The sequence below is a fragment of the Agrobacterium sp. MS2 genome (assembly GCF_003261015.1).
Taxonomy (GTDB): Bacteria; Pseudomonadota; Alphaproteobacteria; order Rhizobiales; family Rhizobiaceae; genus Agrobacterium; species Agrobacterium pusense.
On sequence record NZ_QLNF01000012.1, the window covers coordinates 1 to 24,038 of the forward strand.

24 protein-coding genes are annotated in these 24,038 nt (G+C 59.7%); 15 read left to right on the top strand and 9 right to left on the bottom strand.

Annotation, left to right across the window (positions count from 1 at the left end):
* The 4 genes from hflK to DOU54_RS04480 form a co-directional block, all read left to right on the top strand.
* Positions 1-1,117 (top strand): FtsH protease activity modulator HflK (hflK, locus tag DOU54_RS04465; RefSeq protein ID WP_113730885.1); only part of this gene is annotated, 1,117 nt, incomplete at its 5' end.
* A 1-nt stretch (position 1,118) separates the two neighbouring features.
* Positions 1,119-2,042: a protease modulator HflC gene (hflC, locus tag DOU54_RS04470; RefSeq protein WP_004442736.1), complete on the top strand. Its 924-nt coding sequence runs from the start codon at positions 1,119-1,121 to the stop codon at positions 2,040-2,042.
* 192 nt (positions 2,043-2,234) lie between these two features.
* Positions 2,235-3,779 carry a Do family serine endopeptidase gene (locus DOU54_RS04475; RefSeq protein WP_045531887.1) on the top strand — a complete coding sequence of 515 codons (1,545 nt, stop codon included), beginning with the start codon at positions 2,235-2,237 and terminating at the stop codon, positions 3,777-3,779.
* An 88-nt stretch (positions 3,780-3,867) separates the two neighbouring features.
* The gene (locus DOU54_RS04480) at positions 3,868-4,617 is read left to right on the top strand and encodes an SDR family oxidoreductase (RefSeq protein ID WP_113381170.1); all 750 of its coding nucleotides are present in this window, start codon (positions 3,868-3,870) and stop codon (positions 4,615-4,617) included.
* A 20-nt stretch (positions 4,618-4,637) separates the two neighbouring features.
* Here DOU54_RS04480 and DOU54_RS04485 read toward each other — a convergent pair whose 3' ends face one another.
* Together DOU54_RS04485 and serB are read right to left on the bottom strand one after the other, a co-directional pair.
* A complete protein-coding gene (locus tag DOU54_RS04485) occupies positions 4,638-5,201 on the bottom strand; it encodes a GNAT family N-acetyltransferase (RefSeq protein ID WP_006697793.1) in 564 nt (187 codons plus the stop codon).
* Positions 5,198-6,088 (bottom strand): phosphoserine phosphatase SerB, encoded by an 891-nt coding sequence (gene serB / locus DOU54_RS04490; RefSeq protein ID WP_045531885.1) that lies wholly within the window; start codon positions 6,086-6,088, stop codon positions 5,198-5,200. Before serB ends, DOU54_RS04485 begins: the two co-directional genes overlap by 4 nt.
* Between serB and miaA the strand changes: the two genes are divergently transcribed.
* Entirely contained in the window at positions 6,087-6,983 is an 897-nt protein-coding gene (gene miaA / locus DOU54_RS04495; protein WP_113381169.1) for a tRNA (adenosine(37)-N6)-dimethylallyltransferase MiaA, read from the top strand. The genes serB and miaA overlap by 2 nt on opposite strands.
* A gap of 6 nt (positions 6,984-6,989) precedes the next feature.
* On the opposite strand, the gene DOU54_RS04500 is transcribed toward miaA, so the two are convergent.
* Positions 6,990-8,996, bottom strand: a complete 2,007-nt coding sequence (locus DOU54_RS04500) for an ATP-binding protein (RefSeq protein ID WP_113381168.1) — start codon at positions 8,994-8,996, stop codon at positions 6,990-6,992.
* 381 nt (positions 8,997-9,377) lie between these two features.
* Here DOU54_RS04500 and DOU54_RS04505 point away from each other — a divergent pair, with 381 nt between their 5' ends.
* The 4 genes from DOU54_RS04505 to DOU54_RS04520 all read left to right on the top strand — a co-directional run bounded on the left by DOU54_RS04505 (position 9,378) and on the right by DOU54_RS04520 (position 12,788).
* Positions 9,378-11,171 carry an acetolactate synthase 3 large subunit gene (locus tag DOU54_RS04505; RefSeq protein WP_004442729.1) on the top strand — a complete coding sequence of 598 codons (1,794 nt, stop codon included), beginning with the start codon at positions 9,378-9,380 and terminating at the stop codon, positions 11,169-11,171.
* 19 nt (positions 11,172-11,190) lie between these two features.
* Complete coding sequence (gene ilvN / locus DOU54_RS04510) at positions 11,191-11,763, top strand: acetolactate synthase small subunit (RefSeq protein ID WP_004442728.1); 573 nt, start codon at positions 11,191-11,193, stop codon at positions 11,761-11,763.
* 130 nt (positions 11,764-11,893) lie between these two features.
* Complete coding sequence (locus DOU54_RS04515) at positions 11,894-12,262, top strand: ArsR/SmtB family transcription factor (protein WP_006697797.1); 369 nt, start codon at positions 11,894-11,896, stop codon at positions 12,260-12,262.
* Positions 12,255-12,788 (top strand): SRPBCC family protein, encoded by a 534-nt coding sequence (locus tag DOU54_RS04520; protein ID WP_004442726.1) that lies wholly within the window; start codon positions 12,255-12,257, stop codon positions 12,786-12,788. The genes DOU54_RS04515 and DOU54_RS04520 overlap by 8 nt, the downstream gene beginning before the upstream one ends.
* A gap of 165 nt (positions 12,789-12,953) precedes the next feature.
* Here DOU54_RS04520 and DOU54_RS04525 read toward each other — a convergent pair whose 3' ends face one another.
* Complete coding sequence (locus DOU54_RS04525) at positions 12,954-13,799, bottom strand: aldo/keto reductase (protein WP_113730887.1); 846 nt, start codon at positions 13,797-13,799, stop codon at positions 12,954-12,956.
* Between the two features lie 162 nt (positions 13,800-13,961).
* Between DOU54_RS04525 and DOU54_RS04530 the strand changes: the two genes are divergently transcribed.
* A complete protein-coding gene (locus DOU54_RS04530) occupies positions 13,962-14,555 on the top strand; it encodes a LysE family translocator (RefSeq protein ID WP_004442723.1) in 594 nt (197 codons plus the stop codon).
* Positions 14,556-14,573: 18 nt separating this feature from the next.
* Here DOU54_RS04530 and DOU54_RS04535 read toward each other — a convergent pair whose 3' ends face one another.
* From DOU54_RS04535 to DOU54_RS04545, 3 genes are read right to left on the bottom strand one after another with little or no spacing between them, the layout of a single operon-like run.
* On the bottom strand, positions 14,574-15,362 hold the full coding sequence (locus tag DOU54_RS04535; protein WP_004442721.1) for an anti-sigma factor family protein: 789 nt from the start codon (positions 15,360-15,362) through the stop codon (positions 14,574-14,576).
* Complete coding sequence (locus tag DOU54_RS04540; protein WP_004442719.1) at positions 15,359-15,910, bottom strand: RNA polymerase sigma factor; 552 nt, start codon at positions 15,908-15,910, stop codon at positions 15,359-15,361. Before DOU54_RS04540 ends, DOU54_RS04535 begins: the two co-directional genes overlap by 4 nt.
* Positions 15,894-16,274 (bottom strand): COG4315 family predicted lipoprotein, encoded by a 381-nt coding sequence (locus DOU54_RS04545; RefSeq protein WP_044459614.1) that lies wholly within the window; start codon positions 16,272-16,274, stop codon positions 15,894-15,896. The genes DOU54_RS04540 and DOU54_RS04545 overlap by 17 nt, the downstream gene beginning before the upstream one ends.
* 207 nt (positions 16,275-16,481) lie before the next feature.
* Between DOU54_RS04545 and DOU54_RS04550 the strand changes: the two genes are divergently transcribed.
* A complete protein-coding gene (locus tag DOU54_RS04550; protein WP_004442716.1) occupies positions 16,482-17,609 on the top strand; it encodes an ATP-dependent DNA helicase in 1,128 nt (375 codons plus the stop codon).
* Between the two features lie 6 nt (positions 17,610-17,615).
* Here the strand turns inward: DOU54_RS04550 and DOU54_RS04555 are convergent, their stop codons facing one another.
* Positions 17,616-18,314 carry a MerR family transcriptional regulator gene (locus tag DOU54_RS04555; protein WP_072494615.1) on the bottom strand — a complete coding sequence of 233 codons (699 nt, stop codon included), beginning with the start codon at positions 18,312-18,314 and terminating at the stop codon, positions 17,616-17,618.
* Between the two features lie 234 nt (positions 18,315-18,548).
* Here DOU54_RS04555 and DOU54_RS04560 point away from each other — a divergent pair, with 234 nt between their 5' ends.
* Both DOU54_RS04560 and DOU54_RS04565 read left to right on the top strand, forming a co-directional pair.
* On the top strand, positions 18,549-19,304 hold the full coding sequence (locus tag DOU54_RS04560; RefSeq protein WP_113381295.1) for a pyridoxine 5'-phosphate synthase: 756 nt from the start codon (positions 18,549-18,551) through the stop codon (positions 19,302-19,304).
* A 174-nt stretch (positions 19,305-19,478) separates the two neighbouring features.
* Positions 19,479-20,744: an NAD(P)/FAD-dependent oxidoreductase gene (locus tag DOU54_RS04565; protein WP_113381167.1), complete on the top strand. Its 1,266-nt coding sequence runs from the start codon at positions 19,479-19,481 to the stop codon at positions 20,742-20,744.
* A 69-nt stretch (positions 20,745-20,813) separates the two neighbouring features.
* Here the strand turns inward: DOU54_RS04565 and DOU54_RS04570 are convergent, their stop codons facing one another.
* On the bottom strand, positions 20,814-21,860 hold the full coding sequence (locus DOU54_RS04570) for an NAD(P)-dependent alcohol dehydrogenase (protein WP_004442709.1): 1,047 nt from the start codon (positions 21,858-21,860) through the stop codon (positions 20,814-20,816).
* Between the two features lie 189 nt (positions 21,861-22,049).
* Between DOU54_RS04570 and DOU54_RS04575 the strand changes: the two genes are divergently transcribed.
* Together DOU54_RS04575 and DOU54_RS04585 are read left to right on the top strand one after the other, a co-directional pair.
* Positions 22,050-22,955 (top strand): AraC family transcriptional regulator, encoded by a 906-nt coding sequence (locus DOU54_RS04575; RefSeq protein WP_113381166.1) that lies wholly within the window; start codon positions 22,050-22,052, stop codon positions 22,953-22,955.
* 398 nt (positions 22,956-23,353) lie between these two features.
* Positions 23,354-24,007, top strand: a complete 654-nt coding sequence (locus DOU54_RS04585) for a TetR/AcrR family transcriptional regulator (protein WP_113381165.1) — start codon at positions 23,354-23,356, stop codon at positions 24,005-24,007.
* Positions 24,008-24,038: the final 31 nt, after the last annotated feature.

Genomic DNA, 24,038 nt, shown 5'->3' on the forward strand with positions numbered 1-24,038 from the left:
GCCCTGGAGCAATCAGAATGGCGGCGGCGGCCCATGGGGCGGCGGCGGTGGAGGAAACAACCAGGGCGGCGGTGGCGGCCCGTGGGGGCAGGGGCCTAACCGGCCTCGCGGCGGTGGCGGCGGCAATGGCGGTCCGCCCGATCTGGAAGAGATCATCCGGCGCAGCCAGGACCGTTTCAAAAATGTGCTGCCCGGCGGTTTCAATGGCGGCGCAGTTGCCATCGTGGTTCTCGTCGTGCTGGTTTTCCTCGGCATCCAGTCCATCTACACCGTCCAGCCGGACGAGCGCGGCGTGGAGCTGCGTTTCGGCCGTCCGAAGGACGAAATCTCGATGCCCGGTCTGCATTTCCATCTGTGGCCGATCGAGACGGTTGAAATCGTCAAGGTCACCGAGCAGCAGCAGAATATCGGTTCGCGGGCCTCGTCGTCCTCGTCGAGCGGCGTGATGCTCACCGGCGACCAGAACATCGTCAACGTTCAGTTCTCGGTGCTCTATACGGTTTCCGATCCGAAATCCTATCTCTTCAACGTCGACAGCCCGGCCGAGACGCTGCAGCAGGTTTCCGAAAGCGCCATGCGCGAAGTCGTCGGCCGTCGTCCGGCGCAGGATATCTTCCGCGATAACCGTCAGGCGATTGCGGCGGATGTGCGCACCATCATCCAGTCCACCATGGACGGTTATGGCGCCGGCATTTCCATCAATGCCGTGGCCATCGAAGATGCGGCGCCGCCGCGTGAAGTGGCCGACGCGTTTGATGAAGTGCAGCGTGCCGAGCAGGACGAAGACCGCTTCGTTCAGGAAGCCAATCAATACGCCAACCAGAAGCTCGGCGCTGCTCGCGGTCAGGCCGCGCAGATCCTCGAAGAGGCGAACGCCTACAAGTCGCGCGTCGTCAACGAGGCGCAGGGTGAGGCGCAGCGCTTTGTCTCCATCTATGACCAGTATCGCACCGCGCCTGAGGTGACCCGTCAGCGCATGTTCCTGGAAACGATGGAACAGGTCCTGAAGGGATCCAACAAGATCATCATCGATGAAAAACAGGGCGTGGTGCCTTATCTGCCTCTGAACGAGATCATGCGCAACAATCCGGGCGCAGCACCGCAGGGAGGCAACTGATATGGGTAACCGTCTTACAGCCGTTCTCGTCGGTCTCGCCGTCCTGCTTTTTCTCGGTTATTCGTCGATCTTCGTGGTCAACGAGCGCCAGCAGGCCATCGTCGTCCGCTTCGGTGAAATCCAGGACGTGAAAACAGCGCCGGGCCTCTATTTCAAGCTGCCCTTCGCCTTCATGGATGCTGACCGCGTGCAATATATCGAGAACCGCGCCTTGCGTTTCGACCACGATAATATCCGTGTTCAGGTTTCCGGCGGCAAGTTCTACGAGGTCGATGCCTTCGTGGTGTACCGTATTACGGATGCGCGCCGCTTCCGGCAGACGGTCTCCGGTGACCAGATGTCGGCTGAATCGCGCCTGCGCACCCGTCTCGACGCATCGCTGCGCCGGGTTTACGGTCTGCGCGGCTTCGAATCGGCGCTGTCGGATGCACGTGCGTCGATGATGCAGGAAGTGCGTGACGATCTGCGTCCCGATGCGGAATCGCTCGGCATCAGCATCGTCGATGTCCGCATCCGCCGTACCGACCTGACGCAGGAAGTCTCCCAGCAGACCTTCGAACGCATGAAGTCGGAGCGTCTGGCGGAAGCCGAACTGATCCGCGCCCGTGGTAACGAAGAAGCGCAGCGCCGCCGCGCTATCGCCGACCGTCAGGTTGTGGAACTGGAATCCGACGCTCGCCGCCAGTCCGAAGTTCTGCGCGGTGAAGGCGATGCGGAGCGTAACAAGGTGTTCGGCGAGGCTTTCCAGCGTGATCCGAACTTCTTCGAGTTCTATCGCTCCATGTCGGCCTATGCCAACGCACTGAACGGCAATGGCACGACGCTGGTTCTGTCGCCGGACTCGACCTTCTTCCGTTATTTCAACAATATCGACGGTGCGGCCCCTGCCTCTCCGGCCGCGCCCGCACCTGCGCCGGCGAACTGATAGCGGATAAAATGAATTTGGAGGGGCCGGTTTTTACCGGCCCTTTCTTTTTGGTGGGGTTTCGTGCCAATGCTGTGGCTAAGGGCAAGGCGTCCCCGCCTGTTCACGAAAAGGTATTTTTACACTTCATCATTCCGCCTTATGCTTTGACGATATATGCAGGGCAAGACGATTTGAAACGCGAGGACGCATATGGCCGTGACCCTTCTTTCGCCTTTTCGCAGCAGCATTTCCGCAGTCGCGGTAATAGCGCTTGTTGCGGGCAGCCTTGCGGCGCCGCTTCCGGCGGGCGCGCAAAGCCACGGGCCGGAATCTGTTGCCGATCTTGCCGAGCCGCTGCTGGATGCGGTGGTGAATATTTCCACGTCGCAGAACGTCAAGACAGATGGCAAGGGGCCGGTTCCGCCACGTCTGCCGGAAGGTTCGCCCTTCCAGGAGTTCTTCAAGGATTATTTCGACAGCCAGAAGCCGGAAGGCGGTGAAAAGGTCAATTCCCTCGGGTCCGGTTTTGTGATCGATCCCGCCGGTTATGTCGTCACCAACAACCACGTCATCGAGGGTGCCGATGCCATCGAGGTGATTTTCCCGAATGGCTCGAAGCTCAAGGCGACGCTTGTCGGCACCGATACCAAGACCGATCTTTCCGTTCTGAAGGTGGAGCCAAAAACGCCGCTGAAGGCGGTCAAATTTGGCGATTCGCGCAGCATGCGCATTGGCGACTGGGTAATGGCGGTCGGTAACCCCTTCGGGCTTGGCGGATCGCTGACCGTTGGCGTCATTTCAGCGCGCGGCCGCAATATCAATGCCGGCCCTTATGACAATTTCATCCAGACGGACGCGGCCATCAACAAGGGTAACTCCGGTGGCCCGCTCTTCAACATGAAGGGCGAGGTGATTGGCATCAATACGGCGATCATTTCGCCGAGCGGCGGTTCGATCGGTATCGGTTTCGCCGTGCCGACGGAGCTTGCACAGAACATCGTTCAGCAACTGATCGAATTCGGAGAGACCCGCCGCGGCTGGCTGGGTGTTCGTGTCCAGCCGGTCACGGACGATGTCGCCGCAAGCCTCGGCATGGACAGCGCCAAGGGCGCGCTGATTTCCGGGGTCGCCAAGGGCGGCCCGGTGGAAAACGGTCCGATCCAGGCTGGCGACGTCGTGCTGAAATTCGATGGCAAGGATATTCACGAGATGCGCGACCTTCTGCGGATCGTGGCGGAAAGCCCGGTTGGCAAGGAAGTCGATGTCGTCATCCTGCGCGACGGAAAGGAAGAGACCGTCAAGGTCAAGCTGGGCCAGCTGCAGGATACCACGGATGAGAAAGCTTCGACTGACGACCAGCAGACTGACGACGGCGACAGCGGTGTGATCGCGCCGGAAGACAATGATGGCGGCGACGATCAGGCCCAGGATCAGACTCCGGAGGTGCGTGAAGCGCCCCAGAGCGTGCTTGGCATGAATCTCGTTGTGCTCAGCAATGAGTTGCGGACGGAAAAGGGCATTGCCGAGAGCGTTGAAGGCGTGCTGGTCGCAAGTGTCGATCCGGGTTCGTCCGCAGAACAGAAGGGCATGAAGGCAGGCGATGTGATTGTGGAAGTCGGACAGGACTTCATGGAGGTTCCCGGCGACGTGCTGGTGCGGGTGAATGGTCTGAAATCGGAAGGCCGCAAGAACGCCCACATGATGGTGGCCGATGCGCAGGGCAATCTGCGCGTGGTGGCGCTGCCGCTGGAATAACGCTTTCCGCACGGTCGGGCAGGAATCGGGTGGTTCCGATGCTGCCGGCTCTTTAAGCCTTGGCCTCCACCGAACGGAGACCAAGGCTATGAAATTACTTGAAAACAAAGTCGCCATCATCATCGGCGCGTCATCCGGCATCGGCCGCGCAACGGCGCGCCTGTTTGCCGCTCATGGCGCCGCCGTCGTCATCAATGCGCGCGGCGAAAAGGCGCTGGACGAGGTTGCCGCCGAGATTCGTGAGGCGGGCGGACATGTGCACACGGTTGCCGGCGACGCTGGCGTTGCGGAAACCCATTCCTGTTTGGCCGAGGCGGCCACCGACGTTTTTGGTGGTCTCGATATCGCCGTCAACAATGCGGGCGGCGTGGGTGCCGCCAAGCCGCTGGCGGAGATTTCGCCTGACGAATGGGATTACGTGCTTAACGTCAACCTGACTTCCGCCTTTCTTGGCGCGCGCTATCAGATTCCGCTGATGCTGAGGCGCGGCGGCGGTTCTATCGTCTTTACCTCAAGCTTCGTCGGCACCAGTGTCGGCATACCGGGCATGTCGGCTTATGGCGCTGCGAAGGCCGCGCTGATGGGGCTGGTGAAGGGTATTACCGCCGATTATGCCGCCCGCGGCGTTCGCGCCAATGCGTTGTTGCCCGGGGGTGTGGACACGCCGATGGCAGGGGATCAGGCACAAAAGGACTGGGCCGCCGGCCTGCATGCGATGAAACGCATTGCCCAGCCCGAGGAAATAGCGCAGGCAGCGCTTTTCCTCGCCAGCCCGATGGCGAGTTTTGTCGCTGGCGCGGCGCTTTTTGCCGATGGTGGCAACGCCGCGGTGAAATAATTCCGGACCGGCGGGTCACGTCAACGCGCCCGCCATTGCTCCAGCGTCAGCGCATAGGTGACGTGCGGACGCAGATGGGGATGCGTCTCCGCGGGCACGCGGGGATGGTCGAAATCCCGCGAGGGATCACGTTTCAGCCCGATTCGCTCCATCACGGCCGTCGAACGGTGGTTGTTCCAGACAGCGAAGGAGACGATTTCCGGCGTCTCCTTTTCGTCAAAGGCCATCACGAGCAGCGACTGCGCCGCTTCGGTGACATAGCCATGTCCCCAGAAACGGGTGGCGAGCCGCCAGCCGATCTCCATGGTGCCGACCGGGAAGGGCGGGTCGAGATTAAGGACGGGCGAAATACCGCAAAATCCCATGGATTCGCCTGTTTCCCGCTGCTCCATCGCATAGAAGCCATAACCACTGCCGCGGATCATGCCATTGATGGTTTCGAGAACCGCGTCCGCTTCCGCATGGCTGCGGCGGAAGGGGAAAAATTCCATGACCTTCTCGTCGGCATTGATTTCACGGAAAAGGTCTCGGTCGCTCTCCTTCCACTCGCGCAGAATAAGTCTTGGCGTCTCGCGAATGATCATGGGGTGACAAAGTCCGTCTTTCGATAACCTTGAATGTAAAGAAGCGCCGTCAGGTCGCCATGGTCGATGCGCATCTGCGCTTCGGCCGCCACGGCCGGCTTGGCGTGCAGCGCGACGCCCGCGCCCGCCACATGCAGCATGCCCAGATCATTGGCTCCATCGCCAACCGCCATCGCCTCATCTGGAGAAATGCCGAGTTTGGCGGCAATATCATTCAACGCATCCACTTTGGCCTGTTTTCCGAGGATGGGTTCGGCAACGGTGCCATCAAGCTCGCCATTTGCCTCACCAAGCAGATTGGCGCGGTTCTCGTCAAAACCGAGCACCGCGGCGACACGGCTGGTGAAGACGGTGAAACCGCCTGACACGAGGGCCGTGTAATAGCCTTTCGCCTTCATGGTGGCGATGAGTTCCTTGCCACCCGGGGTCAGCGTGATGCGCTTTTCTATGACGTCATCGATGACAGCAACCGGCAGTCCTTTCAGCAACGCGACGCGCTCCCGCAGTGCCGGTTCAAAGGCGATTTCGCCGTTCATGGCGCGTGCGGTGATGGCGGAGACCTTGTCCTTCAGCCCGACTTCAGCTGCCAGCTCATCGATGCATTCCTGACCGATCATGGTCGAATCCATGTCTGCGATCAGGAGTTTCTTGCGGCGCTGGTCCTGCTCCTGGATCACGATATCGATCGGCTGGCCGGCGAGGGTGTCAGCGATAGTCCTGTGTGCCTGCTCGGTTGCGGTGCCGGAGGGCAGTGCGATATCGCAGGCAATCCCGTCCGCCAGCCAGTAGAGGCCCGATGCGTTCACGGCCTTCGCGGCCGCTTCGCCGAGGGCCGGTGTCAGAACAGGATTTGACGGATTGGCGATAAGCGTGGCAACCAGAGCCATGATGAAAAACCTTGATGAGAATTTTGATGCGATCCTGATAACCGGCCCGACGGCTAGCGGCAAGTCCGCGCTTGCGCTTCGTCTGGCTGTGGAGCGGGATGGTGTCGTCATCAATGCCGACAGCATGCAGGTTTACGACACGCTGCGCGTGTTGACCGCCCGACCGTCCGAAGACGAGATGGAGGGGGTGCCGCATCTCCTCTACGGTCACGTGCCGGCGAGCAGCCTCTACTCCACGGGCGAATGGCTGCGGGACATCTCCGCCGTGCTTGCCGATCTGCGCGGGCAGGGGCGTTTCCCCGTCATCGTCGGCGGCACGGGGCTTTATTTCAAGGCGCTGACAGGCGGGCTTTCCGACATGCCTGCCATTCCGGACACGATCCGTGAGCCGATGCGGGCCCGGTTGATCGAAGAAGGCGCAGCCATCCTTTACGCCGAGCTTGCCCGGCGCGATCCCGTCATGGCCGACATGCTCCAGCCGGGAGACGGCCAGCGTATTGTCCGCGCGCTGGAGGTGCTTGAAGCGACCGGGAAGTCCATCAGGGATTTTCAGCTTGCCCGTGGCCCGATGATCGTTGATCCGGACCGGGCGCAAAAACTCGTGGTCCTGCCGGAGAGGCCGGTATTGCATGCGCGTATCAACCGGCGTTTCGAAGCCATGATGCATAGCGGTGCGGTGGAGGAGGTACAGGCGCTTCTCGCCCTCGATCTTCCGGCCGATGCCACCGTCATGAAGGCGATTGGCGTTGGCCAGATCGCTGAAATGCTGGCCGGGCGCATGAGCACGGCGGATGTAGTTGAAAGATCGGCCGCTGCAACCCGACAATACGCCAAACGGCAGATGACATGGTTCCGCAACCAGATGGATGAAGACTGGATGCGTATTCAGCCGTGAAGGAACTCAATCTTTCCTGTAGAGACTGCCGAGCGGTTTCTTGAGCAGGCTTTCACGCAGCGACGGGCGTGTATCACCCTGGGGACCATTCTGCGCCTGCATCTGGAAACCGGCTTTGCGCAACTCGTTGACGGCGCTGGAGGCGGTGTCGGTGCCTACCGGATTTTGTGATGCAGGCAGGGCGCGCCCGGGTAGCATGTCCGGGCGGTAGGGTTCGTATTCCTCGCTTACGGCCGCCCCCAACTCCCGCTTCCAGGGATCGATATCGGCCGCGTCGAGAGGCCGCGCGGCCGGTTCCGCCGGATCTGAAAAGGCCGCTTCCACGCTCTGCTGAAAGCCTGTGATAACCGGTCTGCTTGCGGCGCGCATGCGGGTGACGATGGCGTTCAGGTCAACGGTATCGGGCGTTTCCTGGCTGGCGTGGCTGATCGTGCCGCTCGCCTTGGGCAATTTGATGGTGGGCACCCGGTCGAAACGCATGCGCATTGGCACCCCGACTGCCTCGCCGAAGGCGATGGCTTCGCCATTGCCGATGGAGGAAAGAAAGCTTGTGGTTGAGGCCGATGCGTTCGGCACAGCCGAGAGAATGATCTTCTGGTCGATCTCGTTCGACAGCCGCATGGCGAAAACAGTCGAACATTGCGACAGGATTGTCTGATCCAGCTCACTGGGTCTCTGGGTGATGATGCCCAGCGAAATGCCGTATTTCCGGCCTTCCTTGGCAATCTGGGCGATGGATTGCCGGGTGGGGAAAAAGCCGCGCTCGGGGTCGGCGGGAACATAACGGTGCGCTTCCTCGCACACCACGAGCATATGCAGCGAACCGCGCGCCAGCACCGCCAGTTCGAAGGACATACGGCAAAGAACGGAAACCACCGAGTTTACCACTTCGGACGGGATGCCCGACAGTTGGAATACCGAAATCGGTTTGCCTTCCCCGGGGATGCGGAAAATATGCGCCACGGTTTCCAGAATCGTGTCGCTGATCGTATTGCTGGAAAACATGAAATTATAACGCGTGTCGTTGATGGCCGAAAGAATGCGGCCTTTCAGCGTGCGCAGCGCCGGTTTTTCGCCACGCCCCTCCAGCCGCCCGATGCGCTCGTCAATGAGGGCGAGAAGATCGGCGATGCGGTAGGGAACCGGCGTGTCCGGTGTGATCGCGCTCTTGTCGGAGGTGCGGCGAACGGCCGAACCTTCGGTTCCGCGAAACGCTTTTTTCGCCTCGGGAATCAGATCCCGCAGAACATCCATTTCCTCCGGCACGGGTTTGCGGCCGCGGAACACAACTTCCGCGAACTCCTCAAGGCGCATCAACCAGAAGGGAAGGTCCAGCGTATCGGTGTCGATGACGACGGAATGATCTGGGAAGGCGGCGGCGAATTCGTTGTGCGGATCAAGAATGAGGACACGCAGTTTCGGGTCGGTCTCGATTGCCTTGTTCAAAAGCAGGGAGACCGCAGTGGTCTTGCCCACACCGGTCGAACCGACAACGGCGAAATGTTTGGCCAGCATCTGCGGAATATTGATGGCGGCATTGATCGTATCGTCCTGCGTCAGCTTGCCGATGACGCAGGCGTCGCGCTTGCCGCCGTCGTAAATCCTGGAGAGGTCGCTCGCACGGATACGATGCGCGACCGCGCCGAGATAGGGATAACGGGAGATGCCGGTGGAAAAGCGTTCGCTGCCATCTTCGGTACGATAAACCTCGCCCACGAGTTCAACGTCGATCAGCAGCCTGTTCGGCTTGTCTGGCGCCCAGTATTCTTCGCCGGTGCGCATGGCAAAGACAAGCGCGGCGACGCGGCTCGTGCCCATTTCAATGGAGATCAGGCGTCCGACGGACCAGAGCTGCGATACGTCTGTGGTGCCCGGTTCGGTTTCCGTAACAATGGTGGCGCGGGCGCCGTCGCAGGCGATGACACGGCCGAGCATGCGGTTCGCCGGCTGCTCGCCGGATCGCCTTTCGTTTTCGCCCATGCGGGACGCGTTATGAAACGTGTCGTTACTCACATTTTTTCCCGGTACATGCGGATGATCGCGGTGGTTCCGGCAGCATCTGCCTTCCCGGTATAAAAGATTATGCTTAACAACAGGTGTATCGCTCGCGTTCGAAAATTTCGCGCAGGCACGCTTTCCGGTAATAAAAGAAGGCGACGGTGATTTTTTCATGCAATATGCGTTGACGGCTGGGGCTTTTGTGGCTAACACTCCGGCCCATGAAAAATCTTAACGTACTTATCGTGGTGGGACGGCGCATGGGCAGGATGGTGTAACCATCCGGCGAAAGCACCCATGCGCTGAACGAGGCTCCTCTAGGGGCCTTTTTTTATGTCTTCAAACAGGCCCTCGGGCTCCTCGATATCCAAAGCCAAAGCGGGATGGAAACAGGCAATGACGGATAAGGACAATACGGAAAACAGCAATCGCATGACAGGTGCGGAGATCGTTCTGCAGGCGCTGAAGGACAACGGCGTCGAGCACATCTTCGGTTATCCCGGCGGCGCCGTACTTCCGATCTATGACGAGATTTTCCAGCAGGAAGACATCCAGCATATTCTCGTGCGCCATGAGCAGGGCGCTGGCCATGCGGCTGAAGGTTATGCCCGCTCGACCGGCAAGGTCGGTGTCATGCTCGTCACCTCAGGTCCCGGCGCGACCAATGCGGTCACCCCGCTGCAGGATGCGCTGATGGATTCCATTCCGCTCGTCTGCCTGTCCGGCCAGGTTCCCACCACGCTGATCGGCTCGGACGCGTTCCAGGAATGCGATACTGTTGGCATCACGCGCCCCTGCACCAAGCACAACTGGCTGGTAAAGGACGTCAACGAACTGGCTGGTATCATCCATGAGGCTTTCCGCATTGCGCAGACCGGCCGCCCGGGTCCTGTCGTTGTCGATATCCCGAAGGACATCCAGTTCGCCACCGGCACCTACACGCCGCCTTCCGCCGCCGTCCAGCAGAAGAGCTACAAGCCGAAGGTTCAGGGTGACCTTAATGCCATCCATGCCGCCATCGAACTGATGTCGAAGGCGAAAAAGCCGGTTTTCTACACCGGCGGCGGCGTCATCAATTCCGGCCCGGAAGCAACCCGGTTGCTGCGTGAACTGGTCGAGCTGACCGGCTTCCCGATCACGTCGACATTGATGGGTCTCGGTGCCTATCCGGCGTCCGGCAAGAACTGGCTCGGCATGCTGGGCATGCACGGTTCCTACGAAGCCAACATGACGATGCATGATTGCGACGTTCTCGTCTGCGTCGGCGCGCGTTTCGACGACCGTATTACCGGCCGCATCAACGCTTTCTCGCCGAATTCGAAGAAGATCCATATCGATATCGATCCCTCCTCGATCAACAAGACGGTTCGCGTCGACGTTCCGATCATTGGTGATGTCAGCCATGTCCTCGAAGACATGGTTCGCCTGTGGCGCGCTTTGCCGAAGAAGCCTGAGAAGGCGCAGACGGCGGATTGGTGGGCGCAGATCGAGCGCTGGCGTGCCCGCAACTCCTTCGCCTACAAGAATTCCAACGATGTCATCATGCCGCAATATGCACTGCAGCGGCTTTATGAGGCATCGAAGGGGCGTGACACCTACATCACGACAGAAGTCGGCCAGCACCAGATGTGGGCGGCGCAGTTTTTTGGCTTCGAGGAGCCGAACCACTGGATGACCTCGGGCGGTCTCGGCACCATGGGTTATGGACTGCCGGCGGCCATCGGGGTTCAGGTCGCGCACCCCGAAGCGCTGGTTATCGACATTGCCGGTGACGCCTCGATCCAGATGTGCATTCAGGAAATGTCCTGCGCCATCCAGTATGGCCTGCCGGTTAAGATCTTCATCCTCAACAACCAGTATATGGGCATGGTGCGCCAGTGGCAGCAGCTGCTGCACGGCAACCGTCTGTCCAACTCCTATACGGAAGCCATGCCCGATTTCGTCAAGCTCGCGGAAGCCTATGGCGCGGTTGGCATGTATTGCGACGACCCGAAGGAATTGGATGACAAGATTGCCGAGATGATCGCAGTCAAGAAGCCGGTCATTTTCGACTGCCGTGTTGCCAATCTCGCCAATTGCTTCCCGATGATTCCGTCTGGTAAGGCTCATAACGAGATGTTGTTGCCGGATGAGGCGACGGATGAAGCAGTTGCCAACGCCATTGACGCCAAGGGCCGTCAGCTAGTCTGAGCCGGGAGAGGAAAAGGACATGAACGCACACCTACAACCTACCGGCTCCGCCTACTTCATTCAGAAGGAAACGGCTGCCGTCGAAAACCACACGCTGTCGGTTCTCGTCAACAACGAGCCCGGCGTGCTGGCTCGGGTCATCGGGCTCTTTTCCGGCCGTGGCTACAACATTGAAAGCCTGACGGTTTCGGAAACCGAACATGAGGCGCATCTCTCGCGCATTACCATCGTCACGCGCGGCACGCCCATCGTGCTGGAGCAGATCAAGGCGCAGCTGGAACGGATCGTGCCGGTGCACCGGGTTCTCGACCTGACCGTTCGCGCCCGCGAACTGGGGCAGGAGCGGCCGATCGAGCGGGAAGTGGCGCTGATCAAGGTTGCCGGCACCGGTGAAGTCCGTGCCGAGGCGTTGCGGCTTGCCGATGCGTTTCAGGCCAAGGTCGTGGATGCGACGGTGGAGCATTTCATCTTCGAAATCACCGGCAAGTCGTCGAAGATCGACCAGTTCGTGGCGATCATCAAGCCGCTCGGCCTGATCGAAATCTGCCGCACTGGGATCGCGGCGATGAACCGCGGTTCGCAGGGGATGTAATCTCCGTCTTCAGAGCAGATGTTGGAATACAAGCCCGCGGTTCGCCGCGGGTTTTTTATGGCCTGCTCTTGGCTGATATATATTCAACCATATGGTTGACTTTCTTGGGCGGGAGTCTATATTCAACAACATGGTTGAATTATCCGCTTCACATCTAGACACTGTCTTTCATGCCTTGGGCGACGCCACGCGACGCACGATGCTGCGGGATCTTTCCCGCGGTGAGCGAACGGTGACACAGTTGGCTCAGCCGTTCGACATCTCGCTCGCTGCGGCTTCAAAGCACATCAAGGCGCTGGAAAATGCGGGGCTCATCCGCCGCGAGGTGAGGGGGCGTATCCATGTCTGCCGCCTTGCGCCGGAACGGCTGGAAGAAGCGCATGAATGGCTGGATTTCTACCGGCAGTTCTGGGGCAGCCGCCTCGATATTCTTGAGCAGATGCTCAGGGAGGAAGATCAGGGAAAAACCCCTGCAGATGGAGGAAATGACAATGGCTGATATTGCAATGCCTGACAACTATGGTCGCCTCGTTGAACCGACGACCCTGAAAATCGAGCGGCTGCTGCCGGGGCCGGTCGAACGGGTATGGGCCTATCTGACGGAGAGCGACCTTCGCCGCCGCTGGCTGGCTTCCGGCGAGATGCGGCTTGCCGCCGGCGCACCATTCGAGCTGGTGTGGCGGAATGATGAACTTTCCAATCCACCCGGACGCCGCCCTGAGGGCTTTTCCGAAGAGCACAGGATGGCTTCCCGCATCATTACGGTTGTTCCGCCGCACCGCCTTGTTTTCACATGGGGCGAGGGTGCCGAGGTTTCCATCGAACTCCAGGCTCTTGGTAAGGACGTGCTCCTGACGCTGATCCATCGCCGGCTGGCGGATCGCACCACCAGGCTCAATGTCAGCGCCGGTTGGCACGTGCACCTTGATGTTCTCGCTGCCCGCCTTCAGGAGGAGGAGCCGGGACCCTTCTGGGAAACATGGCTGGGTCTGAAAGAGGAATATGAGCACCGGATACCGCAATAGGCACGGTGCGTTCTCGTGATGCAACGGCGCGGCTTGCCGCGCCGTTTCGATTGGTCCGCCTGATTTTCCCTTGGGCGACAGGGCTGCCTATGGGACTTGGCGTTCACATTCCGATTCAACCGCTTGAGCGATTGATTCCGAAGTGTTTCCTAACCGTTTGTTGCGTCAAAGCATTTCCAGCGCCGTCTTGCGCGTTGGCGGGGGGAAGACGGCATCCAGGGCGGCCCAGTCCTCCTCGGTTATATCAAGATCGGTCGCGCCGCGATTTTCTTCGACGCGCGCAGGATTCGAGGATTTCGGGATCGCGATGACGCCTTCCCTTTCCAGCAGAAAAGCCAGAGCCAGTTGCGCCGGGGTCGCCTGATAGGCCTTGGCGATGCGTATGAGTTCATGGTTCTTGAGAATACGGCCCTGTTCTATGGGAGAATAGGCCATCAGTGGCACGCCGTGCTGCTGGCACCAGGGCAACAGCGAAAACTCCGGCCCGCGTCGGGACAGATTGTAAAGTACCTGATTGGCGGCGCAGTTCCTGCCGTCAGGAACAGCGAAAAGCTCTTCCATGTCGTCCGTGTCGAAATTGGAGACGCCCCAGTCGCCGATCTTGCCGTCCCTCTTCAGTCTTTCGAAAGCCGCCACGGTTTCTTCGAGTGGGTGCTCTCCGCGCCAGTGCAGCAGATAGAGATCGATGTGGTCGGTGCCAAGCCGGGCGAGGCTGCGCTCGCAGGCGTCAGCAGTGCCGGTGGCACTGGCATTCCAAGGATAGACCTTGCTTACCAGAAACACGTCTTCGCGATGATTGACGATAGCCCTGCCGACTATCTCTTCCGATCGGCCGTCCGCGTACATTTCCGCAGTGTCAATCAACGTCATGCCAAGGTCGATGGCCCGTCGGATACTTTCAACCTCCTGCTCGGCGGATGATCTCGTCTCCCCCATGTTCCACGTCCCGAGGCCGAGGGCTGGGGCCTCTTTTCCGGATGGGAGGGCAACGTAGGGAATGTCATCATACATCGTTTCGCTCCAGGGTTTTCGGGGAAAGAATAAGCCTTTGTTCCGACTTCTCAACCCGGCACGGGCGGGATCGATCCATCAAAAAAATTGACCTCGTCGATCGGTTTGCCGGGCTGGTCTGATGGCGGTCCCGTGGGTAGGGTTGCCTTCACAGGAGAGATCATGACTGCCGAGACATTTATCGCGCTGGTGCTGTTTGCCTTCACCACCTCCATCACGCCCGGTCCGAACAATATGATGCTGTTTGCTTCCGGCGTGAATTTTGGTTTCCGTCGCACCGTCCCGCATATGCTCGGCATCGGTGCGGGCTTTCTTTCGCTGCTGATAGGGGTCGGATTTGGCCTCGGGGCACTGTTGCATTCGGTACCGGCACTTTATACCGGGCTGAAATTTGCGGGTGGGCTTTATCTCGTCTGGATCGCGTGGAAAATCGGAACGTCCCGCAGCCTCCATGAAGGCACGGCGGCTTCGCAGCCGATGAGTTTTCTTGCAGCAGCGGCGTTCCAGTGGGTCAATCCCAAGGCGTGGGTGATGGCGGTCACGGCAATGGCGACATATACGGATGAGACGCAGTATTTCCTTACCGTAATGCTTGTGGGGGTGGCCTTCGCTGCCGTCAATCTTCCCAGTGTTTCCACTTGGGCCGGTTTCGGCTCGGCGCTTCGCGACTGGCTCTCCGTTCCGGTCCGGCTCAAATGGTTCAACATCAGCATGGCCGTGCTTCTCGTCATCAGTCTCTGGCCGATGCTGAAATAGCGGCTCCACTCGGCGACTCTATGTCGGGAACTGCCGGTAACATTCCTCGGCGATCGCCTGTACCTCGGCTCGCGTCAGTTCCGCGGAGACGGCGTAACCCAGCTCGTTGTCGATCCAGTAGAAGGTCTCGATTCCGTCGGCGCTGGCCATGCGGAAACTGGTGGTGCGGTTTTCCTCGTTGTGGCCTATCAGCACCGTCACCCGCCTGCCGGTCCTGTCCTGGTACATCAACATCGCACCCGGCTTGCCGCTGACGGGGATAAGACGCCCACCGACGAGGTCATATCCAATCTTCGAAAGATCGGGAATCGCGAAGGGGTAGCCGAGCCGCTTGCCAAGCCAGGTTGCGAGATGCTGCTGTTCCCCGGCCCCCACCTCTACGGGATGACGCACTTCGCTCGCGTAGATGAGATAAGCGGATTTCGCCTGGGCAGGAATGTCCGTCGTCAGCGATGCCAGCACCACATCCTGCGGCGTGGAAACGGACCAAGGCAGAAGCCTGCCGGCTGCCGCGCCCGCCGTGAAGATCAGGAAGGCTGCCGCGGTTCGCAGGAGAAGGGGTTTAAGCCGCCAGGCGCGTGCGACCTTTTCGCGAGTCAGCATCGATGCGTCACGCGGATGTGCGGCGGCATAGGAGGCGAAGGCATTTCTCAGGCTGTCGGCCTGTCTCTTCCAGTCTTCCACCCGGCTCTGCTCTTCCGGTCTTTCCGCGAGCCATGCCTCGACAGCCGCGCGGTCATCGTCGGAGAGAAGCCCGTCGACATAGGCGTGCAGGTCGTCTTCGGTTATGGCATCAGCCCGTTTCATCGTGGTCTCCGCAGGGGAATGATATTATCCGCCGCCAGATGCTGGCGAAGGGTTTCGCGGGCGCGGGACAGTCTGGACATGACGGTGCCGACCGGGATCGATAATGTCTCCGCCGCCTCCTGATAACTGTAGCCTTCCACCGTCACCAGCATCAGTACGGCGCGCATCTCAGGCGAAAGCAGCGCAAGCGCGCCATGCAGGCGGTCGTTCTCCAGCGTATCGCCCAGCGTTTCGGCAGCGGCGATCGTTTCATCGAGACTTTCCGAAGGATGCCGTTTCTCTGTCCGGTGGCGGTTGCGATAAAGGTTCGTCATTATGGTGTAGGCCCATGATTTCAAACCGGTTCCCCGCCATGTTGCTTTATTGGCCAGCGCCTTTTCGACGCAGTCCTGCAACAGGTCCTCTCCATCGGTATCTGAGCGCGAAAGGCTGCGGGAATAACGGCGCAGCATCGGTATCAGGGCCAGCATCTCCGCTTCGAAGCTGCCGGCCGCGGGGGATTGTCTCCCCCGCGTCGCAGCTTCCATCTCGTCAGGGTTTTGCTGCATCCCACACACCGTTCACGCCGTCGCCGGTGGCATCGCCCTTCTTGGTGTCCTTGATCCAGTAATAGAGCGGCATGCCGTCCTTCGCCCATTGCTTCTTGCCGTCCTTGCGCGTCACGATGGAGTAAACCCCTTCGGCTTTCGCATTCTCCGCAGCGAAGAAGGGCGGCCAGTTCGTGGCGCATTTGTCATAACAATTGGATACGCCCTTCTTGTCGTTCTTGAAAGTGTAGAGCGTCATGCCTTTTTCACCTGCGAGCACATTGCCTTTTTCGGTCTTGACCGTTTCGACCGCCGGGGCGGCATAGGCTGTTCCGGCAAAGGCCAGAACGAGGGCGGGGACGATGAAGCGGATTTTCATGGACATATCCTCCTTGGTTCGGGCGGGCTCGAGCCGCCGGCACAACAAGAGACACCGCTGGTCCGTGATTTATTCCCTTCGCAAAATATTTTTTTCAGCAGCCTGATGACGAACGGAGAAAACCGGGCGTAAACCTGCGCTTCAGCGCTCACGACATTCATCTTTCGTTCTTTTTCGGTTGCGTACCAGGCTCGAATCCTGCGATGAGGGCGCATGTTATTTTCACCGCAACAGGACGAAGCGCTCAAAGCTGTTTCCCGCTGGCTCAAGGAAGGCCGGTCGCCGGTTTTCCGGCTGTTCGGTTATGCCGGAACCGGCAAGACCACGCTTGCCAAGCATTTTGCGGAAAACGTCGATGGAGAGGTGCTGTTTGCGGCCTTCACCGGCAAGGCGGCGCAGGTGCTGCGTTCCCGCGGCGCGACCAATGCCCGCACCATCCACTCCCTGATCTACCGCCCGCGCGGAGAGGAGACGGTGGAAGACGAAGAAACCGGCAAGACCTCGATTGCGCCGATGTTCTCCATCAACCGCCAGAGTCCGCTCGCCAAGGCGGCGCTCATCATCATCGATGAATGTTCGATGGTAGACGAACAGCTTGGCAAGGATCTGATGAGTTTCGGCACGCCGATCCTCGTGCTCGGCGATCCCGGCCAGCTGCCGCCGGTTTCGGGCGGAGGCTTCTTTACCGAGCAGGAGCCGGATTATCTGCTGTCGGAAATCCATCGCCAGGCGAAGGACAATCCCATCATCCATCTTGCCATGGATGTGCGGGAAGGCCGGGAGATCATGCGCGGCGATTATGGTTCCGCGCAGGTGATCTCCAAATCCGAGGTGACGCAGTCGCTGGTGCTCGATGCCGATCAGGTGCTGGTTGGCACCAACCGCACCCGCCGCCGCTACAATCAACGTCTTCGCGAGCTAAAGGGTTTTACCGCCGATTATCCGCAATCGGGCGACAAGCTGGTCTGCCTTCGCAACGATCCGGCCAAGGGCCTGCTCAACGGCTCGCTGTGGCAGGTGATGAGTTCGTCGCGCGAGACGGTGAAGCCTGGCATCAACCTGATGATCCGGCCTGAAGACGACGATATGGATCGCGGTGCGGCCAAGATCAAACTGCTGAAGGCGGCCTTCGAGGACGTGGAGACCGAAATTCCGTGGTCCACGCGCAAGCGTTATGACGAATTCGATTTCGGCTATGCGTTGACGGTGCACAAGGCCCAGGGTTCGCAATGGAATAACGTGGTTCTCTTCGATGAGAGTTATGCGTTCCGGGACTCGCGCGAGAGGTGGCTTTACACCGCCATTACCCGCGCGGCTGAGACCCTGACCATCGTTCGCTGATCCTGATCAGGCGCGGATGACGCCGAGCAGAACCGCCTTAGCCACCGCCTGAAAACGGTTGCTGGCGCTGAACTTGCCGATAATCTTCGCTTCGAGGATGTTAAGCTCGTTTGCCGAAAGGCCAAGGGCGCGGGCGAGCCTGACAGGGGCGTATCCTTCCGCCATGAGTTCGAGACATTTCCGTTCAGGATCGGTCAGCGCGATGTCGTTTGCCTGTCCCCGCTCGGCCGCGTCCGCGCCATCTTCGTCGCTATCGGTGACGAGCAGTTCCTCGATCTGCTGGGCCTGGCGCTGGAGCGTGGAAAGCTCCGCCGTCAACTCTCGCTTTCGCTGCCTTAGTGCGTCGCGAAATATATCGTCTGCCTCTTCCTGCGAGAGAGAACGGACCAGTTTTTCCATGATCTCCGTAATCGAAGCCACGGAAATACCGACTTCGCGGCAAACGTTGATAACGGCCATGCGCTGGACGTTGCGGTGAGAATAGACCCGCATCTGTCCGATGCGTTTAGATGTCAGCAGTGCCTTTTCTTCGTAAAAATGCAGGGTACGGTGGGTCACTCCGAAGATATTGGCCATGTCGGCGATCGGAACCGGTTCCGCGGGCAGCGATGAGGGCAGGCTTATATCCGGTAGAAAGCTGTTGACCCTTAGATTAGGTTTGTCCTCGTCGCCGTGACTTTCGAACGGCATCCGGCCATCCTGCATTGTCTCCCCCTTCGCGCTCTCCGGCAGCGTGTCTGCCTTTTTAAAGGCGTCTGCTGCTTATTCCCCCGCAACAGACCGTTTTTCGATAAAAACATAACGCCAAACGCTACATCAAAACCGGAACGTGTCATGCGCACTTTCGTTCCCGGTATGATAAAAAATTTATCAGCCTCCTTGCGGTCGGCGTCAACCTGCGTGAAACAGGATGTCAATTCCGAACCGGAGCCCGATGCCATGCCCGCAAAACTCTCTGTCAATCTGAACGCAATTGCCATGTTACGCAACCGCCGCGATCTTCCATGGCCGGATGTCGCGCATTTCGGGCATATTGCACTGGAGGCGGGGGCGAGCGGGCTGACTGTACACCCGCGGCCTGACCAGCGCCATATCCGCTTCTCGGATCTACCGGCCCTGCGCGCGCTGATCGATGACAGGTTTCCCTCCGCGGAGTTCAACATTGAAGGATATCCGAGTGAGGATTTTCTCCTTCTGTGCGAAAAGACCCAGCCCGAACAGGTCACACTCGTACCTGACGATCCGTCGCAGGCAACCTCCGATCATGGCTGGGATTTCCGCGCGCATGCGAAATTTCTGAAGCAGGTCGTCGGACGGCTGAAATCGGGCGGCATGCGGGTGTCGCTTTTCGCAGATGGCGACGGCGAACGCGAGCCGGTGGAACTGGCGGCTGAGACGGGCGCTGTGCGTATCGAACTTTATACCGGGCCCTATGGCGGCTGTTATGACGATCCGCACAAGGCCGATGTGCTCGTCGAGACGCTTGGGCGGACGGCGGACCATGCTGCGGCGCTCGGACTTGCCGTCAATGCGGGCCATGATCTCACCGTCGCGAACCTGCCAAAGCTGATGAAACGTATCCCTTATCTGGCCGAGGTTTCAATCGGCCACGGGTTGACGGCGGATGCCCTGGAATATGGCATGGCGGAAACAGTCCGGCGTTTTCGGCAGGCCTGCGGTCAGGCTATTTCATAACCAAAGCCAATTTTTTCGCCTATGTTCTGCCTTGCGCATGCTCCGTGCGCGAGGGCGGCGGGAGATATGTCGGAACCGGTCCCGCCGAACTAGGTTCTGGGTTGAGTATCGGCGTTTCCGATAGTCGGAATTCACTTTCCGGACCGGTGCTCGGGCTTTTGAAGGCAGAGACATATGCAAGAACATCATGTTGTCGTCGTGGGTGGAGGCTTCGGCGGTTTGCAGCTGGTACACGGGCTGGAGGGGGCCCCTGTCCGCATCACATTGATCGATCGTCGCAATCATCATCTTTTCCAGCCATTGCTTTATCAGGTTGCGACGACTGCGCTGGCGACATCCGAGATCGCGTGGCCGATCCGTCATCTCTACCGCGATCGCAAGGAGGTCACGACGCTGCTTGCCGAGGTGACCGGCGTGGATCGGGCGGCCCGGACCGTGCATCTCAACACCGGTGAAACGATCCGTTTCGACACTTTGGTGCTCGCGACAGGCGCACGCCACGCCTATTTCGGTCACGATGAGTGGGAGCGTTCCGCGCCGGGTCTCAAGACGCTGGAGGATGCGACAACGATCCGCCGCCGCCTGCTTCTGGCTTTCGAACGGGCCGAACTCGCGACCAGCGAAGAGGAACGACAGGCACTGCTAACTTTTGTCATCATAGGGGCAGGCCCGACCGGCGTGGAAATGGCAGGCATGATTGCAGAGCTTGCCCATAAGGCGCTGCCGGCGGAATTCCGCAACGTTGACACCCGAAAGACCCGCGTGCTGCTCGTCGAGGCTGGTCCCCGCGTGCTGCCGGTCTTTACGGAGGATCTTTCGGCCTATGCCAAGGAGGCGCTTGAGAAACTTGGCGTCGAGGTTCTGCTCGGAACGCCGGTGACGGCCTGCAGCGACGAGGGCGTGACGGTGGGCGAGACCCATTATCCATGCCGTACGGTCGTCTGGGCCGCCGGCGTGCAGGCTTCTCCCGCGGCCAAATGGCTCAATGCCGCCGCCGACAGGGCAGGGCGGGCCATTGTGGGGCCACAGCTTAATCTGGAAGATGATCCCGATATCTTCGTCATCGGCGATACCGCCGCCGTCAATCAGGAAAACGGCAAGCCGGTGCCGGGTATTGCGCCTGCGGCAAAGCAGCAGGGCGCTTATGTCGCGAAGGTCATCAAGGCGCGGCTTGACGGCAAGCCGTTTCCTTCCCCCTTCCGCTACGGCCATCAGGGCAATCTTGCCACGATCGGCAAACGCGCCGCGGTGATCGATTTTGGCCGGTTCAAGCTCAAGGGCGTGCTGGCATGGTGGATATGGGGACTTGCCCATATCTATTTCCTGATCGGAACGCGTTCGCGGCTGGCCGTGGCGTGGAGCTGGCTTTGGATTTACTTGAGTGGCCAGCACAGCGCGCGGCTGATCACCCAGAAAGAAACGCTGAAGGACGAGGCGTGAGGCAAGCGACAAAGAAACGGCGGGAAGCATGGCTTCCCGCCGTTTCCTGTTTCGCCGTTTCCGGACGCATCAAGCGTCGAGCGACGCCATGTCGATGACGAAGCGGTAACGTACGTCGCTCTTCAGCACGCGCTCATAAGCCTCGTTGACGTCCTTGATGTCGATCTTTTCGATTTCGGACACGATGTCGTGCTTGCCGCAGAAATCCAGCATCTCCTGGGTTTCCTTGATGGAGCCGATCATAGAGCCAGCCAGAGAACGACGGCCGGGGATGACCGAGAAGGCGTGCACTGGGATCGCATGTTCAGGCACACCGAGAAGCACCATGGTGCCATTGACCTTCAGCAGGCCGAGATAGGCATTCCAGTCGATTTCCGCCGAAACGGTGCAGAGGATCAGGTCGAAGGTACCGGCGAGCTTTTCGAAGGTCGAGGCATCGCTGGTGGCATAATATTCCTTCGCACCAAGCTTAAGGCCGTCTTCCTTCTTGGAGAGTGTCTGCGAAAGCACGGTGATATCCGCGCCCATGGCTGAACCGATCTTCACGCCCATATGGCCAAGACCGCCCATGCCGACGATAGCCACCTTCTTGCCCGGGCCGGCATTCCAGTGCTGAAGCGGCGAATAAAGCGTGATACCAGCGCAGAGCAGGGGAGCGGAGGCGTCGAGCGGCAGGTTTTCCGGAATGGAGAGGACGTAATCTTCCCGCACGACGATATGGTCGGAGTAACCGCCCTGCGTGGCGGTCTTTCCGTCGCGTTCGACGGAGTTATAGGTCTGCACGAGACCCGGCATGTACTGTTCATTGTCGAGATCGCGCGTGGCGCAACCGACGCAGGAATCGACAAAACAGCCCACGCCGACATGATCACCGACCTTGAATCTGGTGACCTTGGAGCCAACGGCGCGGACGACACCGGCGATTTCGTGGCCCGGAACGATCGGGTAGACGGCGTTCTTCCATTCGTTGCGGACGGTATGAATGTCGGAATGGCAGATACCGGCATATTTGATATCGATGACGACGTCGTCATCATTCGGCTCGCGGCGTTCGAAGGTGAACGGGGTAAGCGGCTTCGACGCATCTGTCGCAGCGTAACCTCTTGCAATAGCCATGTGAATATCCTTTCGGGAGTTGGGGACGGCGGAATATGCAATGGAAGAACGAACGGGCGTTAGAGCGATCCTCCTAGCTTTTTGCACGATCCTGCAAAAATATGATGGTGCGCTCTTTGCGCGGGCCGAGAGGCTTTCTAGATAGATGACATCAAACACACCTCTTCCGTCAGTCAAGGGATTTCCCCTATGTCCTTGTCATTCAATGTCTATCAGGAAATTGCCTCCATCGCCGCGCGGCATGCCACCAGCGACGGCGAGGTGCAGACGGCAATTGGCTCCCTTGGCATCAGCCGGCGTACGACTCCGAGCGCTCCCTGCCACGGCAGTTATCGCCCTTGTCTCGCCATGGTGATCCAGGGATCGAAAAGCGTCCAATTGGGGACGGACACCATCAACTACGGTGCCGGCGATTATCTCCTGACATCGCTTGATCTGCCGGTTGCGTGGCGGGTGGTGGAGGCGAGCAGGGAAGTGCCGCATTTCTGCATCTCGCTTGCCATCGACAGTGAAAAGCTGCTCGATCTCATGCGGCGTGTTCCTATCGATCCGCCGGTGGAGCCGACGAATGCGCAGCGCGGCATCGTGGTCAACACAGCCACGCCGGAACTTCTCGATGCGGCCATCCGCCTGCTGCGCCTGCTCGATCGTCCTGCAGACATTGCCGCCGTGGCGCCGCTCATCGAACAGGAAATCCTTTATCGCATTTTGACCGGACCGGCCGGCGGGCAGCTGATGAACATCATTGCCGCTGGAAGTCACGGCAACCGCATCGCCCGCGCCATCGCATGGCTGCGCGAGAATTTCGCACGCCAGCTGCGCGTCGAAGACCTTGCAGATCACATCGGCATGAGCGTCTCGTCCTTCCATCATCATTTCAAGACGATCACGGCCATGACGCCGGTCCAGTACCAGAAGCAGCTTCGCCTGCATGAGGCGCGGCGGCTTATGCTGCTGGAGCGACTGGATGCCGGCACCGCGGGCCATCGCGTCGGTTATCAGAGCCCTTCGCAGTTCAGCCGAGAATATAGCCGCTTTTACGGATTATCGCCGTCGCGGGATATCGATGCATCGCGCGAGATTGCGGCGGGGTAGACTGGGGCTGTGCATTCGTAGCGGGTCGTCGGTGGGTGTGGCTTACCCCCCCTCTGCCTTGCCGGGCATCTCCCCCACAAGGAGGGAGATCGACAAGATGCGCTATCGCCACTTCATTCTCTAAGGTCGAGATGGGCAAAACCTTGCCGCATATCTATCTCCCCACCTGTGGGGGAGATGCCCGGCAAGGCAGAGGGGGGGTAAGCCACACCCACCGACGACCCGCTACCACACACAACCGCCTGAAGACGTACCCCGCGTGCTATTCATCCCACGCCGCACCGCTTCAATTCTCATCCCCCTCTAAAGAATCCGCTTGACCGCAACGCAGCCTCCGCTTAAATGGCGCTCGAACCGTACCGTACGGTACATCAATCGAGCCCCTGGAGTGGAAAGACTTGGCTTCCGACCCGATCACAGCGCAGGAATTTTCGCCGCGCCAGAACGCCGTTCTGGACCAGGCATTGCGTCTATTGGTCGAAGGCGGCGAGAAAGCGCTGACCACATCGGGACTGGCGCGCGCCGCCAACTGTTCCAAGGAAAGCCTTTACAAGTGGTTCGGTGATCGCGATGGCCTGCTGGCGGCGATGATCACCTTTCAGCAGAGCAAGGTCCGCACCTTCGAAAAGGCGGGTGACCGCGTCTCCGCACCGCAGCTTGCCGATCACCTCGAGGTTTTCGCCCATGATCTGCTGGATGTGCTGGCAGGCGACGTGTCATTGGCGCTTAACCGTTTGGCGATAGGGCAGGCGAGCCGGGATGGCTCGAAGCTCGGTGATCTGCTGCTGGAACGTGGTCGTCGCCAGATCGACCGCCGCGCCCGTGGGCTGATCGAGGCAGGTCGCCGTTCCGGTTACCTGCGTTTCGATGATGCCGAAGAGGCATATCGCAGTTTTTACGGCCTTATCGTCTCGGATCTGCATGTGCGCATGCTGCTGGGCGAGGCGCCGGACAAGGATTTTTCTGCCCGGGCGAAGAAGGCGGTCATTGCCTTCCTGGCACTCTACGGCACGGAAAAGGTACATTCGGAACTGGGCGGCAAGGTCGCTTAAGCTTCCGGTTCAGACAACTGAGAGACAAGCA